The sequence below is a fragment of the Parafrankia sp. BMG5.11 genome (genome assembly GCF_004337455.1).
The window spans coordinates 241,857-257,111 of sequence record NZ_SJXI01000001.1; the positions used below are offsets into that span (position 1 = coordinate 241,857).

10 protein-coding genes are annotated in these 15,255 nt (G+C 58.1%); 6 read left to right on the forward strand and 4 right to left on the reverse strand.

The window, feature by feature from the left end; all coding sequences use genetic code 11:
• Positions 1-90: 90 nt before the first annotated feature.
• The gene (locus tag E0504_RS01250) at positions 91-3,168 is read right to left on the reverse strand and encodes an AAA family ATPase (RefSeq protein WP_131621127.1); all 3,078 of its coding nucleotides are present in this window, start codon (positions 3,166-3,168) and stop codon (positions 91-93) included.
• Complete coding sequence (locus tag E0504_RS01255; RefSeq protein WP_131621129.1) at positions 3,165-4,310, reverse strand: exonuclease SbcCD subunit D; 1,146 nt, start codon at positions 4,308-4,310, stop codon at positions 3,165-3,167. Before E0504_RS01255 ends, E0504_RS01250 begins: the two co-directional genes overlap by 4 nt.
• Before the next feature lie 175 nt (positions 4,311-4,485).
• Between E0504_RS01255 and E0504_RS01260 the strand changes: the two genes are divergently transcribed.
• The 3 genes from E0504_RS01260 (at position 4,486) to E0504_RS01270 (ending at position 8,278) form a co-directional block, all read left to right on the forward strand.
• Positions 4,486-6,309: an ankyrin repeat domain-containing protein gene (locus E0504_RS01260; RefSeq protein ID WP_131621131.1), complete on the forward strand. Its 1,824-nt coding sequence runs from the start codon at positions 4,486-4,488 to the stop codon at positions 6,307-6,309.
• A complete protein-coding gene (locus E0504_RS01265; protein ID WP_131621133.1) occupies positions 6,306-7,385 on the forward strand; it encodes a hypothetical protein in 1,080 nt (359 codons plus the stop codon). The genes E0504_RS01260 and E0504_RS01265 overlap by 4 nt, the downstream gene beginning before the upstream one ends.
• Before the next feature lie 92 nt (positions 7,386-7,477).
• Positions 7,478-8,278 (forward strand): hypothetical protein, encoded by an 801-nt coding sequence (locus tag E0504_RS01270; protein ID WP_131621135.1) that lies wholly within the window; start codon positions 7,478-7,480, stop codon positions 8,276-8,278.
• Positions 8,279-8,308: 30 nt separating this feature from the next.
• Here E0504_RS01270 and E0504_RS01275 read toward each other — a convergent pair whose 3' ends face one another.
• The gene (locus tag E0504_RS01275; protein ID WP_131621137.1) at positions 8,309-9,508 is read right to left on the reverse strand and encodes a hypothetical protein; all 1,200 of its coding nucleotides are present in this window, start codon (positions 9,506-9,508) and stop codon (positions 8,309-8,311) included.
• Positions 9,509-9,674: 166 nt separating this feature from the next.
• Between E0504_RS01275 and E0504_RS01280 the strand changes: the two genes are divergently transcribed.
• Positions 9,675-10,148 carry a hypothetical protein gene (locus tag E0504_RS01280; protein ID WP_131621139.1) on the forward strand — a complete coding sequence of 158 codons (474 nt, stop codon included), beginning with the start codon at positions 9,675-9,677 and terminating at the stop codon, positions 10,146-10,148.
• Here the strand turns inward: E0504_RS01280 and E0504_RS01285 are convergent.
• Positions 10,127-10,807 (reverse strand): HEPN domain-containing protein, encoded by a 681-nt coding sequence (locus E0504_RS01285; RefSeq protein WP_131621606.1) that lies wholly within the window; start codon positions 10,805-10,807, stop codon positions 10,127-10,129. The genes E0504_RS01280 and E0504_RS01285 overlap by 22 nt on opposite strands.
• Positions 10,808-11,392: 585 nt before the next feature.
• On the opposite strand from E0504_RS01285, the gene E0504_RS01290 reads away from it, so the two are divergent.
• Positions 11,393-12,721 carry a DUF2779 domain-containing protein gene (locus E0504_RS01290; RefSeq protein WP_207912063.1) on the forward strand — a complete coding sequence of 443 codons (1,329 nt, stop codon included), beginning with the start codon at positions 11,393-11,395 and terminating at the stop codon, positions 12,719-12,721.
• A 25-nt stretch (positions 12,722-12,746) separates the two neighbouring features.
• Positions 12,747-15,236 carry a DUF262 domain-containing protein gene (locus tag E0504_RS01295; protein ID WP_131621143.1) on the forward strand — a complete coding sequence of 830 codons (2,490 nt, stop codon included), beginning with the start codon at positions 12,747-12,749 and terminating at the stop codon, positions 15,234-15,236.
• Positions 15,237-15,255 lie beyond the last annotated feature (19 nt).

Below are 15,255 nucleotides of genomic sequence, written 5' to 3' on the forward strand. Positions count from 1 at the left end.
GCTAAGCTCATTATGGCGGGAAGTGCTGGCAGAACCACTGATAACGTACAATCTTTCATCGTATGAGCACGTAGCGGTAGCACCGCGTCATCAGCCGGTTCGCGCTTCGATCGAACTGCCGGTTGACGTTTTGCGGATTGTGAAGCCGTTGGGAATCGCTTGCTGGACGAGCGGGACGTGCGAGATCAGGCCGACAGACCGGTTCTGCCCGACAATATCCTGAAGCACTTGAAGGACCCGATCGAGCGTCCCGCTGTCGTTGTCAGTATCCAAGCTTCCAAACCCCTCATCGATGAAAATAGTGTCCAGGCGGATGTTACCGCTGCTCATCTCAACGACGTCAGAAAGACCAAGCGCTAACGACAAAGCTGCTATGAAGGACTCGCCGCCCGAAAGCGTGCTGATGTCCCGCGTCCGACCCGTGTGAACGTCATGGACACGAATATCGAGGCCACGCTTGCTTCGACCGCTGACACTTTCGCTGTCGCGCTCGAAGCGATATTGCCCTGACGACATCGGGATGAGGCGAAGATTGGCCGCTGCGACGACCTGCTCAAACATTGCGCCAATCGCATAACTTTCGAGCGTGGTCTTGAGATTGTTTTCGCCTTTGAACGCAGCGGCTAACGCGCGTAGCGGGCCCGTCGCCTCTTCCAGACGATCCAAGCGGGCAAATTCCGCTGCCAACTCTTTTTCGAGATCCTGCAAGAGCGTAAACTTCGCACTGGCGTTTGCTGATGCAATGCCGGCGACCTCTACGGCTGACACGCACTCCGTCAGCACCTGTGCCAAATGCTCGAGGTTGGGGTGCTCTAGGTCTCTAAGAGCTAACTTCGCTTGCTGTACGCTCCCACGCGCCTGGTCCAACGCGCGCTCGTGTTCTGCGACGGCTTGTGAGAGGTTTCCGATTTCCTGGATGTCCGCCTTGTGGACATCGTAAGTCTCGCGATCCAACCCTATGTCGGCCAGCCGATTATTTAACCGGATCGAACATTTCTCAAACGCTGCCTCAGCCTTCGCCAAATCCCGGGCTGAGCTTTCAAATTCGTTCTGTGCTGACTGCGCGGCAGCAGCGGCCGCCTTCTCATTTGACCTAGCAGTCTCGAGCGCACCCTGTTGCTCGCTGATAGCAACGGTCAGGCGATCCTTCTCTGCGTTCAGAACAGAGGCGTCACGATAGATCTCGGGCACATCGCGTAATGCGAGATCAAGAGAACTTAGCGCGACTGCTAGCTCGGTCTGGGCCGCGGAGGCGTTTGATTGCGCAAATTTTAGCTCATTGGCTTTTGTGTCCACGCGGGCAGCAAGTGACTTGAGCGCAGCCTCCATACTGGGGACGTTGGCCTCTGGCCCAAGCGCAGCAAGATCAGCTTCGAGCGATTCCGTTTCGTTCGACAGCTCCACGTCTGATTGGGATGGGGCCCTAAGTTTAGATAGACCTAGCCTCAATTCTTTGGCTTGGCCTTCGGTTGTCGCGACCGCCATTATCGCCGCTCTCTCGGCATCCCGCTGGCGCTCGAGATCAGCGAGTGCAGTTTGAACTGCCGCCTCAAGACCGGCTGTATTCCCGTCGCCTGTTGCGGGGGACGGATGATCACGAGATCCGCATACGAGGCAGGCCTCGCCTGCAATCAAGGTTTCGGCCAGCATCTGGGCCCGGGCGTTTTCCAGCGCATTCGTGGCCGTCTGATGAACCTGCTTGGACGCATCTCGCGCTGCTCGTGCATCCTCCGCTAAGATCTTTGCCTCGGCTAAATCACATACGGCTCGATCCGCTCGCCGTGATGCGTCACCGTAGGCTCTTGCGGCTTCAAGCGCAGATTTTGCGACTTCCAGACGCGAACCAATTTTAGCTCGCCGTGCCTCATTCTTGTTCGCTAGATTGAGCGCCTCCGCATCCGCTTTCTGTTTGGCTACGAGGCTTTGATAATCAAGATTGATGAGGTCGAGTTTTTCAGAAGTCTCCTGCTTTGTGCGTTCCTTGGCAGCGCATGCGTCTCTCAACGATCCGACAGTCTCAAGAGTCTCCGAGTGACGTTCCAGCGCATCTCGCTCCGCCAGGAACTTCGCAGTTTCGGCCGAGTGGGCTTCTTCCGCTTGCAGTGCCACCTGCGCGAGCCCGAGCTGATCCCCGGCAACCGCGTTTGCCAACTTTGCTTTGTCGGCAACGTCTTTTGCGATCGCCAATGCGCTGTCTGCGTCCGACATCTCACGGTCGATGTCAGCGAGGCCGTGGACCGCACGGGCCTTTTCGAGACGGACTTTCAAGGCGTCGACTTTGCCGCTCTCCGTTTCGATTGACGCAAGAGCTTCCATTGCGGCGACGTGAGCTGCAAATTGATCGGCTAAAGTTTTGGCAGTGGCATATGCTTCGTTTGCTGCGGCGAGTGAGGCTTGCGCTGCCACCAACTCGCCGCTTCGCCGTCCCGCCTCCTCTTGGGCATTACGGATCGCATCATGAAGCGCCTCGGCGCTTTCACATCCCACTTGCTGAAGCCTGATGCCGCACAAGGTCCGGCCATTTGTTACCGCAAGTTCGGAGTCCCGCGCATCGGCGACCATCTTGTCGGTCATTCTGCGATAAAGCGATACATCGAACAGGGAACGTAAGATCGTCAGACGCTCCTCGCTCTTCGCTGCCAGAAATGCTTCAAACCGCCCTTGAGGAAGAAGGACGATCTGGCGGAACTGATCCGCTCCATAGCCGAGCAGCCTGTGTATTTCTTCGCCAACCGCGCCCACTTTTTTTTCGGCGAGCGGCTTGCCGCAATTGTCCGGGCCAATGCTCTCGATTTCGAGACCGGTAGCGTCGAATAGCCAGGCGGCATGTTGATCGGCGGTGAAACCATCGCCACTATTTTTCTTTGGCCTCTCCTGATCTGGACGCCGGCGAACATAGTAGAGTTTGTCGCGAAGTTCGAAGAGGAGCTCGACTTGAGTTGGACAATCCGGTGCAGCGTGGTCGGATCGCAAGGTCCCTATCGACTGTTCGTTTTTTGCGGCTTGGCCAAACAGAGCGAAAGTGATTGCGCTGAAAATTGACGACTTTCCGGATCCGGTCGGGCCGTAAATACCAAACAGGCGAGCGGCGATGGCGTTGCGGAAATCGACCTCTTCGCGGCCTGCATAAGGACCAAAGCCCTGCATAACCAGCTTGATCGGTTTCATGCTGCGTCGCTTTCAATCGCCAACTCGTTGAGAGCTTCATCAACGATCGCCTGTTCCGTCTTCGCGAATTCCAGGCTGCGGACCGCACCCAGAAATTGCGCGACGACCTGTTGGGGGGCGTCGAGCGACGAGCGCCCATTTTCCAGCTTTTGGCCGGTAGGTGCTCCGTCCGTTTCGTAGTTCAGTTGGACCGCGTTTGGGTAGATCTGCCGCATCCGTTTCATCGCATCAATCTGAGGCGATGCATCTGTGAGAATGACCTTAACGAAATCGTTAGACTGCCCCTTGCTGGCGAGTAGCTCGGACAGCTTTCCGCGGAGCGTGCGAACTTGTCGCAGCGGCGTGAATGGCAAGAGTTCAACGGTGACTGATCCATCAGGAGCGAGCTCGACGAACGTCATCGATTTCTCATGCTCGCTCTCGTCGAAGCCGAAGGCGAGCGGCGAGCCGGAATAACGGATGTGCTCGCCGCCCGCCGTTTGCGGACGATGAAGATGGCCCAGCGCCACGTAATCGGCGCCTTCGAAAATTGACGGCGCAACGGTCTCGATGCCGCCAACGGTGCGCCCCAGGGATCGCTCGCTCTCGCTGTTTCTCGCGCCCTCTACATAAGCATGCGCCGTCACCACCCAGCGACAATCTGGAGGTAGTTGCGCCCGCGCCGCGTTCATCTGGGCCCTGAGTACGTGTTCAGGGCAATTGATGTCCTCATTCCCGAAGCATTCGCGCGCCGCATATTCAAACCCGAAAGACAGGGCGGAAAAAGCGACCGGTCCGCTTTCGTGTTGGATGATGAGCGGTTGGATAACCGGGTCGAGTGGGCCACTGATCAGCGCTCGGCCTCCTGCCGCGAGCACCCCCATCGCACCGACGCGATCACCCGAGTCATGATTTCCGGCAATCATCACAATCGCAGTGCTGGTGTCCGCCCACACCTGTTTCACGAAATTGTTCAACTGGCGAACCGCGCTCGCCGGTGGAGCCGCTCTATCAAAAATATCGCCGGCAATAATGAGTACGTCCGGTTTGCGGACGTCGATCGCTGCTAACACCTGATCGAGGATTGCCTGATGATCTTCCTCGAGCGAGATGCCGTTAAACTGGCGCCCCAGATGCCAGTCACTCGTGTGAAGAATACGCATGTTTTTACCCGCTTCTCTCTCGCTGCCCGTAGTGCACTGCGCGCCTCCCCGCGCCGCTTTTTAAGCGCTCGCCGGGTAGGCAAATAGGTCGCTTTTTTAGCGCCAAATTGCGCGTAAATAATTGCTAATCTTGGGGAAAAGTGCTATCTGAAACTCTGGATTTTAAGGAGATTGCATGACGCTCGATCGGAACATTATCGACATCCTTGAGTGTGCATTTCTCATCTGCGCCGGGGATTATACGGTGTCCGAGGATGAGCTGAGAGGCATACAGGAAAATATTGGCGGCACGGGCCGAATTCTTGCCGCTCGTGAAGCCATCGAACTCTACGAGCTAACCCAAGATATCCAGGAAGCCAGGAAACTTTTCTCGGCGGACACTCCCGTCGAGCACAATGTGGGAGATCTTCTGTCCGACGTCCATCCAGACCTCCTGGGCTTGGTTGAGAAGCGAGCTGCCATCGCGAATTCGAATGATCTGTTGGCTCTAGAGCAGGAGACCGCCCGCAAGATTAGCGACCCGTTTGTGCGAAAAGTAGCACTGATTGTGGGCATGCAGGTGGCAGAGGCAGACGGAGAGCTTCACCCGTCGGAGCGCACCTCGTTGAACAACATCGCCGCTGTGTGGGCGCTCGACCCGGATGCGGTTGATCAATGGTTCCAGACCTATGCTGATCCTGTCCTCACGGGCAATCAGCCGCGTGCTGAGATCCTCGATAATTTGCTGGCGAACATCAAAACCGCTGGCAAAGTTCTGACCGATCCGAGCGACGACAGGGACGAAACAGATGTAGACCAGCTGATCGCAATGCTCACTGCGAATATGGAAGCGCTAGGTATTGGCGGAAGCGACGAGGCTGAGGCCGACGACGACCACGAGGACCAGGAGTACAGTGTCCCTGAGATAGTGCTGCGCGCGCAAGACGGTGATCTGGCAGCCTTTCGCGAAGCCTGGGAGCAGATGTCCCCAACAGAACGGGATTCTCTATATGGGGGCGTTTCCGTCCTTGAGATGGCCGTCAGATCGGGCAGTGTGGATGTTGCGCGGTTCCTGTTGAACGACAAGGCAGACCCTGACCGGCGGTCTTTAGCAGGCACAACCCCGCTCGCCAGCGCAATCGTGACCTACAATCTCGAGATGATTCAGCTGCTCTTGGATCACGGTGCTGATCCGCAATTACCCACACTGCATGATGGACTGTCTCACGAGGGCCGGCCTGCCAAGCGAGAAATAACGCCTCTCAGCCATGCGGCTCAGTATGATTTTCCCGAAGCGGTGCACGCCTTGATCAAGGCCGGCGCTGAGGTGAATCATCGCATGAACAACGGGCACACGGCGTTGATGACCGCAGTAGCAAGTGGCAATTCTCAGGCCGCACTGGCTTTGCTGGAATTAGGTGCTGATCCCGATCTAGACCTGCCTGAGAGCATCGAGTTGGGAGACTGGACAGCTTCGACGCCGCTGCTCTCTGCGGGGCGTGAAGCCCAGGGGGAAATGGCGCTACTGCTAGTTCAGCGAGGTGTGCGGGTAAATATCGCTGACGGCGCGGGTAACACTGCGCTCAAGTTCTTTGCCCAGCAGGGGAATGATGAGGTGATTTCATCCCTTCTCGAGGCGGGTGCTGACACTGAACTCTTCGACGCAGAGGGATGGGGCCCGCTGATGAGCGCTGCTTATAACGGACATTCCTCCGTCGTCAGGTTGCTGCTGGATGCAGGAGCCAATCCAAACGCCGTGACAACCGACGGGTATGACGCCACGCCATTATTTGGAGCTGCCGAGCAGGGACACCTGGAGGTTGTCGAACTGTTGCTGACTGCGGGCGCAGATGCCAGCATCGCAAATGGGGAAAGCCAGTCCGCGCTTGAAGCTGTTCGCAAAAAGCTCGCGGACGAGGACTTTGCTGATGAACATGCAGCCTTCGAGAGCATCGCAACGTTGCTTGCGAGCGCTCCATCGCTTCGGGTTGGCAGGTCATCGAAGGAGAACGAAACTTGAGCGAGGCTTCAGTGATTCATCGCCCAATCTATAAGCGCGATAGCACCGGCAACGTGCGCGTATGGCAGATTGAGCAATCTGGAAGTTCCTACCGGATCCTATCTGGCGTTAAGGGCGGTGCGACCGTGGCCACCGGTTGGATACATCCTGAGGGAAAGCAGCGGCGCAACGACCTCCAACAGACCGAATTCGAGATACGGTCGGCGTATGCGCATCACTTGAAGCGCGAGTACTTCGAGAGCGAATCAGAAATTGATGCGCCTCGGTTCTTCAAGCCGATGCTCGCACGGAAATACGAGACGTTTGCCCCTGGCTTTGCGCAACCCAAGCTGGACGGAGTGCGCTGCGTCGCTCGCCAGGAAGGTCTCTTCACTCGTGAAGGCCAGCCCATTCTTGGCGCTCCGCATGTTCACGAAGAGCTTTTGCGGGTGTTCGCTAGCCACCCCGACCTCATAATCGATGGCGAATTATATAACCACGATTTGAGGGACGACTTTAACAAGATCATCAGTCTGGTGCGCAAAAAGGAACCTGATGCAGATCACCTCGCTCGTTCGCGAGAGCTGGTGCAGTATCACGCCTACGACCTCCCTTCGTCGGAAGCTGTCTTTAGCCACCGCTACGCGCAACTGGCCGATGTGATCGCGGGCCCGTCACTAGGGACCGTTCAGCTTGCCGATACGGAGCGTGTGGAGGACGAGGGGCAATACGATCAGCTTCACGGCGAGTGGCTGGAGGCCGGCTATGAGGGCTCCATGTGGCGCGGTGACGCGCAATATGAGCAGAAGCGCTCGAAGACGCTGATGAAGCGCAAGGAGTTTCAGGATGCAGAATTCGAGGTAGTCTCGATTGAGGAGGGCATCGGAAACTGGGCTGGCATGGCCAAAAGCGTTATCTGCCGATTGCCCGACGGACGCACTTTCGGTGCCGGGATCAAGGGGAGCAAAGAGCGAGCCGTTGAACTGCTGAATGAGCAGCACAAGGTGGTCACCGTCCATTTTTTCCACATGACTCCGGACGGAGTGCCGCGGTTTCCCGTGGTGACGAAGTTCTGGGGCGACAAGCGGGTCATGTGACCGGCTCACGCAAGTTGGCGCACAATCAACGAGCGCTGAGCGCCGTTGGCGCGAAGGGGTCATGGGTTTGCGCGGGGAGTCGACAAGTGCGGGTGAACGAAGAGAAATACGGCCAGGCCACCCTGAAGTGGCAGGCGGTCAAGGACGGAGGTTTCAGCGGCGCCGTGATTCTCGGCGGCAAGCGGGTTGCCCTATTTGATGACGCTGACGAGCAGCGCCTTCTGGTTCGTCTGCGAAATGAAGCCGGCCGCCTCCACCCAGACTACGTGGGTTTCGATGGAGCCATTCAGCGCTACTTGCGGTTTTTCCCTGAGGGCTTCCACGGTGCGATGAGCCAAGGGAGGGAACGCGAATACAAGCACAGAGCTGCCGAACGACTTCAGCGGATCCTCCCCGCCGGGCAGGCCGATTACGCCAGCAATGACGACGCACTCCGGGTGGCCGGCGGGGGTATTCAGACAAACATGCTTTCTCCCTTCGAGGCCGCAAGACTGCGCGACACTCTGCTGGGCGAGACGGGCGGGCGATACCTGCGCGGGGCGGCAGACTTTGCCCGAGGGAACTACGCGCCTGGTGCGCAGGAGATGTCCGCGTCAGTCGCCCAACATGGGCGCATTTCGTGGCCCTTGCTGACTTACCTCCCGTTCCTCTGGGATTTCCACCGCCACATGTTTCTCAAGCCGACGGTAACTGCAGACTTTGCGGATCGGGTGAGTCATGACTTTCGACATCGATATTCGCCCGAGCCGAATGCCGACACTTATATCGCGCTTCTCGATCTCGTCGAGACAACGCGAACCGCCATTTCCACGCTGGAACCGCGCGGCAACATCGACATCCAGAGCTTCATCTGGGTCGTCGGAGAATACCGGGATGGGGATGTTCCGGGCTAGCCCGCGGCGCACCTATGAGGCACCCGTTGTTCAGGGCGAACTTTCGATATCGAGAACGTTGGCCTTGATCCGCGGACGGAAGAAGTTGACGAAGTCGTTCACTCGGGTCCGCAGCCACTCGATCATCTCCTGCGGGTCTGATCCGAAGTTGCGCATTTCCTCGAATACAGGACGCTGTCCCTTCACGAGGCGAAGCTCGACCTGACCTCCGAGTTCGTCTCGTGTCTCTTCCCATTCTCGGGTAATCATCTGGAGAGCCTGCTCCCCGACGGTGTTCGTGTTCGAAGTCACATACAGCCCCGCGGCACCCGGTTTAGTCGTGATGGCGACCCAGCAGCTGCTGGCTGGCGCAGGCAGGTAGAGATAGCAGTAGCCCTTGGGGGTGACCTTCGGACGAGGCTGGTCGGGATCATCGAGGGCAAGGCCTCGAACGACCTCTTCGAGGAAGGCGACTCGCTGAGCAGTGGCGGGATCGATTGCATCGTCAGGACGGCCGCCGTCCATCGTCTCTCCGTCGAGTACCTGCGCGCCTTCCGGTGCCAGGACGACCGTCCGCGTGATCAACTGAGTTCGGGCGAGGACGCGCGGGACCGCCAGCCTGCTTCCGTTGGGAAGCAGATAGACAGGCAATTCGACCAGTCCGAGCGTGAAATGCAGTCCTGCGTGAGCCTGCAGATACTCCGCAATGGCTTCCACGCCTTCCCGGATTCCGTCACCTACGATGAGAAGAAGAAAGCGGCCCCGACGAAGATTCAGGGTCAGGGCATCGTTGAACGCGATCTCGTCAACGTCGTGGCCAGCTGCACGCACGAGCTCAAGCAGGATGTTCCCTTCTCGCTTTAGCCGGCGCCCCACCTCGCGCTGCAGGTCAGAAGATGACCATCGTCCCAGTTCCTTCGCGTAGTCCAGGATCTGCCCGACGACTTCCCGGCGGCCTTCCGGGTTTCGCCACAGCTTGCACTCGATGATCACGGGGAGCCCGCTCGCGGTGACCATGAAGTTGTCGATCGGACCTGCCGGCGTGTTGAGTTCAAGACAGATCGGCACCGGATCAGCGAAGAGCGGGTCGATCTCCGCTATCGGAAGGCACGCAGGATAGTCCTGCACGAGCTGCTGGATGTCAGCCTCGCTGACTGCCTGCGAACTGGCTGACATGTTCAACAGCGCCAGAACGGAAGGCCGGCCGCCGTGTGCTGGCAGGAGAACTGGTGCTGCGTGCTGCCTGGTCACGGGACTTCCTGCCTGTCTTCGGTGCTGCCTTAGATACTCACACACTGTTGCCTTTAGACGCGCCAGTTTCCACAGTCGCCTTTGGCGCGGCAGAAATCGACTGATATTCAACGGACCCGAAGGGCTAGGCGTACTGGCTAGTCTCAAACCCGACTGTGAGGAATGCATGCTCGAATCACCGGAAGACCGAGCGTTGTCCCTCGTGGCCAGCTGCTCCGATCCCGAGAAGCTTTCACGCCTGGCAGAGAATGCGCGTGCAAGCGGAGCTTCGAAGGTCGAGCATGCGGCTCTTCTGAAACTGTACTCGGTAATGCCGTCAGCAAGGCCGGGTACTTTCGAACATGACGTCTGGCAGAGTATTCATGCGCTCGAGGGCGCTCTGAAACGAGAGCGCGGCAAAACCACGCTGCTCGCACGGACCCGACAGAAGATCGCGCGAGACGGCGAACTCCAGTCGGTTGCAGATCTCGTCACCGGAAAGGAGTCAGCGGGATTCCAGATGCTGATCGATCGGGGGATGCCGGAACTGACCTTCGAGGCGGTAGCCCTTCGACATCCTCAACAATTCGGACAAGGCGTCCTGGACGCGGCGCGAAAGCGCCTCGAGCAAACTCGATCTCAGTCCTCGACTACCGGGTAGTGCGGCATCGGCCATGCCTGATCAGGATGGTCCATCATCAGGTCGATGAATACCGGGAGGAGGCACCCGAGCAGCGAGGCGCCGTCCCTCACCTGCCCCCGGTTGACATCGCTGTTCCATGTTGCGCCCCCGTGCACGAGCTGGTTCCTCAGCACATAAAGGCGATCGAAAAGGATCGACAGGATCCGGGCCGTGTCATGCTCTCTCAGAGCCTTGGCAACCGAGTTCCGACTCCGCTGTAGTCTTTGCTCCCAGTCAGCATAACCGGCCTCACCATTCTGGTGGGCCCAGTACGCCGCAAAGACATGCCGGTTGTCGAGCAGAAGCCGGATCTCGTTCGAGAATCGCTCCCAGACCATGTCATAGATGCGGTGCGCGGCATCGAGCCCGACGAGTGTCCCGAAGAACGCCTGGAAACGCCCGCGTTCGCTATGTGCTTCCTGTTCGATGTTGACCGCATAGGCGGCATTGAAGCCGACCCAGAGCAGGATGAAACGGACATCCTCGTCGTCCTTTTCCTGTTCTGCGCGTGTCAGCCAGCTCAGGGCACGGTGAACTCTCAAAGTGAGCGGAAGCGGGAATCCCTCCCTAAGGGACCGCTGTTTTGTCTTCAGCGCTGCGTGATGGAGCGGGCTTGCGGAAGGGAAACGATGCGTCATTGCCATATTGCCCATCTGGTTTCTCTGACAGTTGAACGCGTTCCATCCCATAGGTCAATCATCCGGATTTCCCTACAGGGGTCGGCCCAAACAATTCCACGGCCATTCTTTATCTGTTGCAAATCCCCCTGATCGGGTGGAGCTTCCCCGGAGGGATTCGGGGGTCGCTGCATTTCGTGGGCAAATTTGCGCGTGTTATAACCAAGCAGCGTTGGTGCGACCATTTCTGTCGCAACAGCAAGATATGCGCTTGTCCATGACATTCGCCAGCACGCCCCTCCGCTACCATGACTCTGCAGGACCGTCGCGCGTGACTGCCTGCCCACGCGATCAGTCACCAGCTACCCGAATGAAGCGATCTGCAGATCGGCCCGCTGAAGGGCTGCTGGAGATCAGGACATGACGAGCCGGCCACGCTCCGGGCTGTCAAAGTCGCGCCTTACGGCATTCGAACAGTGTCCGAAGCGGCTGTGGCTTTCGGTCCACCGTCCCCAACTTGCCGTACATGATGACGGGTCGCAGGCGCGATTTGCCACAGGACATGAAGTCGGAGCCCTAGCCTGCGAGCTCTGCCCCGGAGGCGAGATGGTACTCGCGGAACCCGATCTTGCCGCGGCACTCGAACGGACGCGGGAACTGCTTGCTGCGGCCGTTCCTCGTCCGATCTTCGAGGCGACTGTAGAACACGAGGGCGTCTTGGTCCGCATCGACATCCTGGAGCCACGCGGCGGAGGCCGGTGGCACATGGCCGAAGTCAAGAGTTCGACACGGGCCAAGGAGTATCATGTCGGTGATCTTGCGACCCAGCTGTGGGTCGCCGATGGGGCCGGCGTGGAGGTCAGCAGCGCATCCATCAGACACATCGACAACACCTTTGTCCTGAGCGAGCCAGGCAATTACCACGGGCTCTTCGTCGATGCCGTCATGGAGTCATCGGAAGCGCTGGCAGCAGGGCGGTCGGCAATCGTGGCTTCAGCCCGGGAAACCCTCGCGGGCAGCGAGCCGGAGCGCGAGACTGGAAGCCACTGCGACGACCCTTTCCCGTGCGAATTCGCGGATTACTGCCACTCGGGCAACGGGGTGCCGGACTGGCCGGTCACCGTGTTGCCGAACGGCGGGGGGCGCCGTTGGCTGGAACGCGGGGTTGCAGACCTTCTTGAAGTGGATCCCGCAGAGCTTAAGAGCCCCCTGCATCGAAGAGTCTACGACGCCACCGCAACGGGGGCCATCTTCCACGACCGCGATGCGGCTTGCGCCACATTGGCCGGTTGGGAGTATCCTCGAAGCTGGCTGGACTTCGAAACAATCACCTTTGCAATCCCGCGATGGGTCGGCACGAGGCCGTACCAGCAGATACCCTTCCAGTTCTCTGTGCACGTCGAGGACGAGGATGGATCGATCAGGCACCGGGAGTTCCTGAACCTCGATGGCAGCGACCCCCGACGAGAGTGCGCAGAGGCATTGCTCGCGCACCTGCCCCAGTCCGGCGCCGTCATCGGCTATAATGCGAGCTTCGAGAAGGCTCGGATTCTGGAACTGGCTTCCTGCTTCCCCGATCTTGCGCAGGGCCTCCAGCTACTGGCCAGTCGAGTCGTGGATCTACTGCCAGTAGCAAGAACGTGCTGGTATCATCGAGAACAGCGAGGCAGCTGGTCCATCAAGGCGGTCCTCCCGACTGTAGCGCCGGAGCTCGATTATTCAGCTCTTGCTGTAGGAGACGGCCAAGCTGCGCAAATCGCCTATCTTGAAGCCATCAGCCCGGCCACCAGCGACTTACGCCGCCGTGAGTTGAGAGTCGCGCTGAGTGACTATTGCTGCCGGGATACAGAAGCGATGATCGTGCTGGCGCGCCGACTCTGCAGTAGCTCCAGTTCAGCGATTCCTCGAGTTGCGACGGTCAACTCAGAAGCGTAACAGTCTCATTTATTGCGGAAACAGCATGGTAGCGTCTTCGTCCGACCCGAAGTTCCTGACCCTGGCACAGATCGCTGGCTGGCAAATTGCAACCCCGCCGGCCGTTAGGGGCGACGTAGTGGCCGATTTGCCCGCACTTCAGCGCGGTGCGATCTGGAGGGTGCGTCAGATCGAAGAGCTATGGGATTCGATATTGCGTGGATTTCCCATTGGGGCCTTCACAATTTCCCCGCCAGATGCAGCATTAGGGCGACAGAATTTCAAGTACCAGTCAGCGATTCTAGATCGAAGAGCCGCAACTCATCTTCTACTTGATGGTCAGCAGCGCGCCACTGCCATCGCCCTTGGGTTTGACGCGATTTGGGCGCGCCAAGACAGCGAAGCAAAGGGCGCGTTATGGATCGATATCTCCGAGCCGCCGAAAGAGAACGACCGGCAGTTCATACTTCGGGTGCTCACTCGCTCCCACCCATGGGGATATAGCAAAACAAACCCAGGTGAACGCCTTGGAAGCGCTGCCATCCGAGCAGCGCTTCGGTGCTTTGAAATTGTGCTGGGCGGTGCGCGCAAAAGCCGCTCCGCTGACTTCGCCCTGCATGAGGTATGGCCTTGGGACGCGGTAGCCCCAGTGCCGGTCGCACTCGTTATTCAAGCAGTAACCGAAAACCCAGACCATGTGGATGGGGCAATAATTCAGCTTCAAAAGCAGATGAGTTCACTGCCACTCCTGCGGGAACTGCCGGACGGTACCGTTGGAGAAGATCAACCAGCCGATCAAACGCTTAAAAAGGTGCGGGATCAGCAGATCGCGTTGAGAGAGTGTTTCGAACCCAATACGCCATCGAACGCCATACTTCGGCGGGTGGTCCAGAGATTCCACGCGCTACTTTCAGTTAATCCGTACCAAGTTCCTGCTTTGGTGCTGCACATGAATGCCTCGGACGTCATCGGTAAAGCAAGTGATGCCGTGATCAACGGCAATGTTGCTTCAGCAGCCACGGACGATGTCGAACTTCTTTTCATCCGCCTCAATGCCAGCGGTACGGCCCTATCTGGCGAAGAGCTAATTTACTCGCTGATCAAAGCGCGGTGGCCCGAGGTTGCCCAATGGATGCAGGACCTTCCCCGCCGCCCCGCGTTGCCTTCGCGCATCGCGGCCATGTGCGTTCGTTTGGTTTTGGCGCGGCAAAGCGCGCGTCACAAGAAAGAGTCTGACCGCTCTGTCATGCCTACCATGCCGAGCATGGCTGATTTTCGAAGGCAGATGAGTGACGACAGTTTCAGCGAGGCCCTTAAGACATTTCTCGAGTGCGATGCAGAGCGACTGTTCAGTTCAGCGTGGGCTTTTCTGGCGCTACCCGATGCTGTAGTAAGTAAGCCGGATTTCCGCCTCCTGCCGACACAGGTCGTCGATCTCGCACAGCGCTCGCCAGACGTATTCTTATTATTATTGCGCTGGCTAGACCGTCTATTTGATCAAGGCATTTCGGTTGAGAAGATTGAAGCAAAACTGCATCGGCGTACCTTGGGCTTCCTGACCGCGATCGCATGGTTTGCGCCAGATAAGGAGAAGGCATGTGCCGCGGTTTGGCGCGGCCTTCAAAAAAGAGATCTGGATGATCAGAAACTTCTGAATCGTTTTAACTCCACCCGGTTCAATTCTGCCTGCCAACTTGACTATCAAGCGAGGCTGAAAATGATACCGCTACCTTCCCCCGAAGCCTTGGGCAGGGTTTCCAAGCGATTTATTGGGCGGGGGAATACCAGACAGACACGGAGCGAGGCGACGGTATTCTTTCCTCAAGGCGGATTTTGGACTGGCTGGAACTGGTGGTATGAGCAGTTCGCCCCCGCGCTAGCTGAGGTGATGCGTAGGGAATCGCCGGAGCGCTTCGGAGACCAAGGTGCCGAGGAATCTGACGATAGCGGGGACTTTACGGCACAAGCCGCGTGGCGATTCCTCCAATCTTTGCACGGCGGTAGGGAAACTGTATTAGTCTATGCGCAGCGGGCAAGCTTACACAACTGGTACCCCGCCTTTGACCCCTCACTTCCGGAATCGATTGAAGACAGTAATCGGCCTTGGGACTGGGATCATATTTTGCCTGAGAGCCTAATCAGAAAAAAACACGACATTCCCCCGAGCGTTAAATGGTGGATCAGTTCCGTCGGAAATCTGCGCGCTTGGCCGTTCGAGGCAAACCGTTCCGATGGCAACACGCCTCCGGTCGACAAAATGAACACTCTTCCGGATGAAGATGTGCGTTTCGGGTTCAAGAGCCCGGAAGAAATTCGCCAGTGCTCCTTCGTTAGCGAATTTGTAGACTGGCCTTATTGGAAAAAGGCTGTTCCTACGGACAGGGGCGCGGCAGACCTCGGGTACCTGTCTAACAGGCACATTGGGCATACTGATTTTAGTCAAAATCGTATTGACACCGTCTCTGCGATAGCGCTCCGGTTCTGTCAGATATACGGACATTGGTACAAGGAGCTTCGGGTGGGCGACTTGAACTAGGCGTATGCGGCGCTAAGCA

What these genes read in the sequence shown, in the direction of transcription:
- E0504_RS01250 (WP_131621127.1), bottom strand. Translation starts at nt 3,168, where the DNA reads ATGAAACCGATCAAGCTGGTTATGCAGGGCTTTGGTCCTTATGCAGGC.
- E0504_RS01255 (WP_131621129.1), bottom strand. Translation starts at nt 4,310, where the DNA reads ATGCGTATTCTTCACACGAGTGACTGGCATCTGGGGCGCCAGTTTAAC.
- E0504_RS01260 (WP_131621131.1), top strand. Translation starts at nt 4,486, where the DNA reads ATGACGCTCGATCGGAACATTATCGACATCCTTGAGTGTGCATTTCTC.
- E0504_RS01280 (WP_131621139.1), top strand. Translation starts at nt 9,675, where the DNA reads ATGCTCGAATCACCGGAAGACCGAGCGTTGTCCCTCGTGGCCAGCTGC.
- E0504_RS01285 (WP_131621606.1), bottom strand. Translation starts at nt 10,807, where the DNA reads ATGACGCATCGTTTCCCTTCCGCAAGCCCGCTCCATCACGCAGCGCTG.
- E0504_RS01290 (WP_207912063.1), top strand. Translation starts at nt 11,393, where the DNA reads ATGGTACTCGCGGAACCCGATCTTGCCGCGGCACTCGAACGGACGCGG.
- E0504_RS01295 (WP_131621143.1), top strand. Translation starts at nt 12,747, where the DNA reads ATGGTAGCGTCTTCGTCCGACCCGAAGTTCCTGACCCTGGCACAGATC.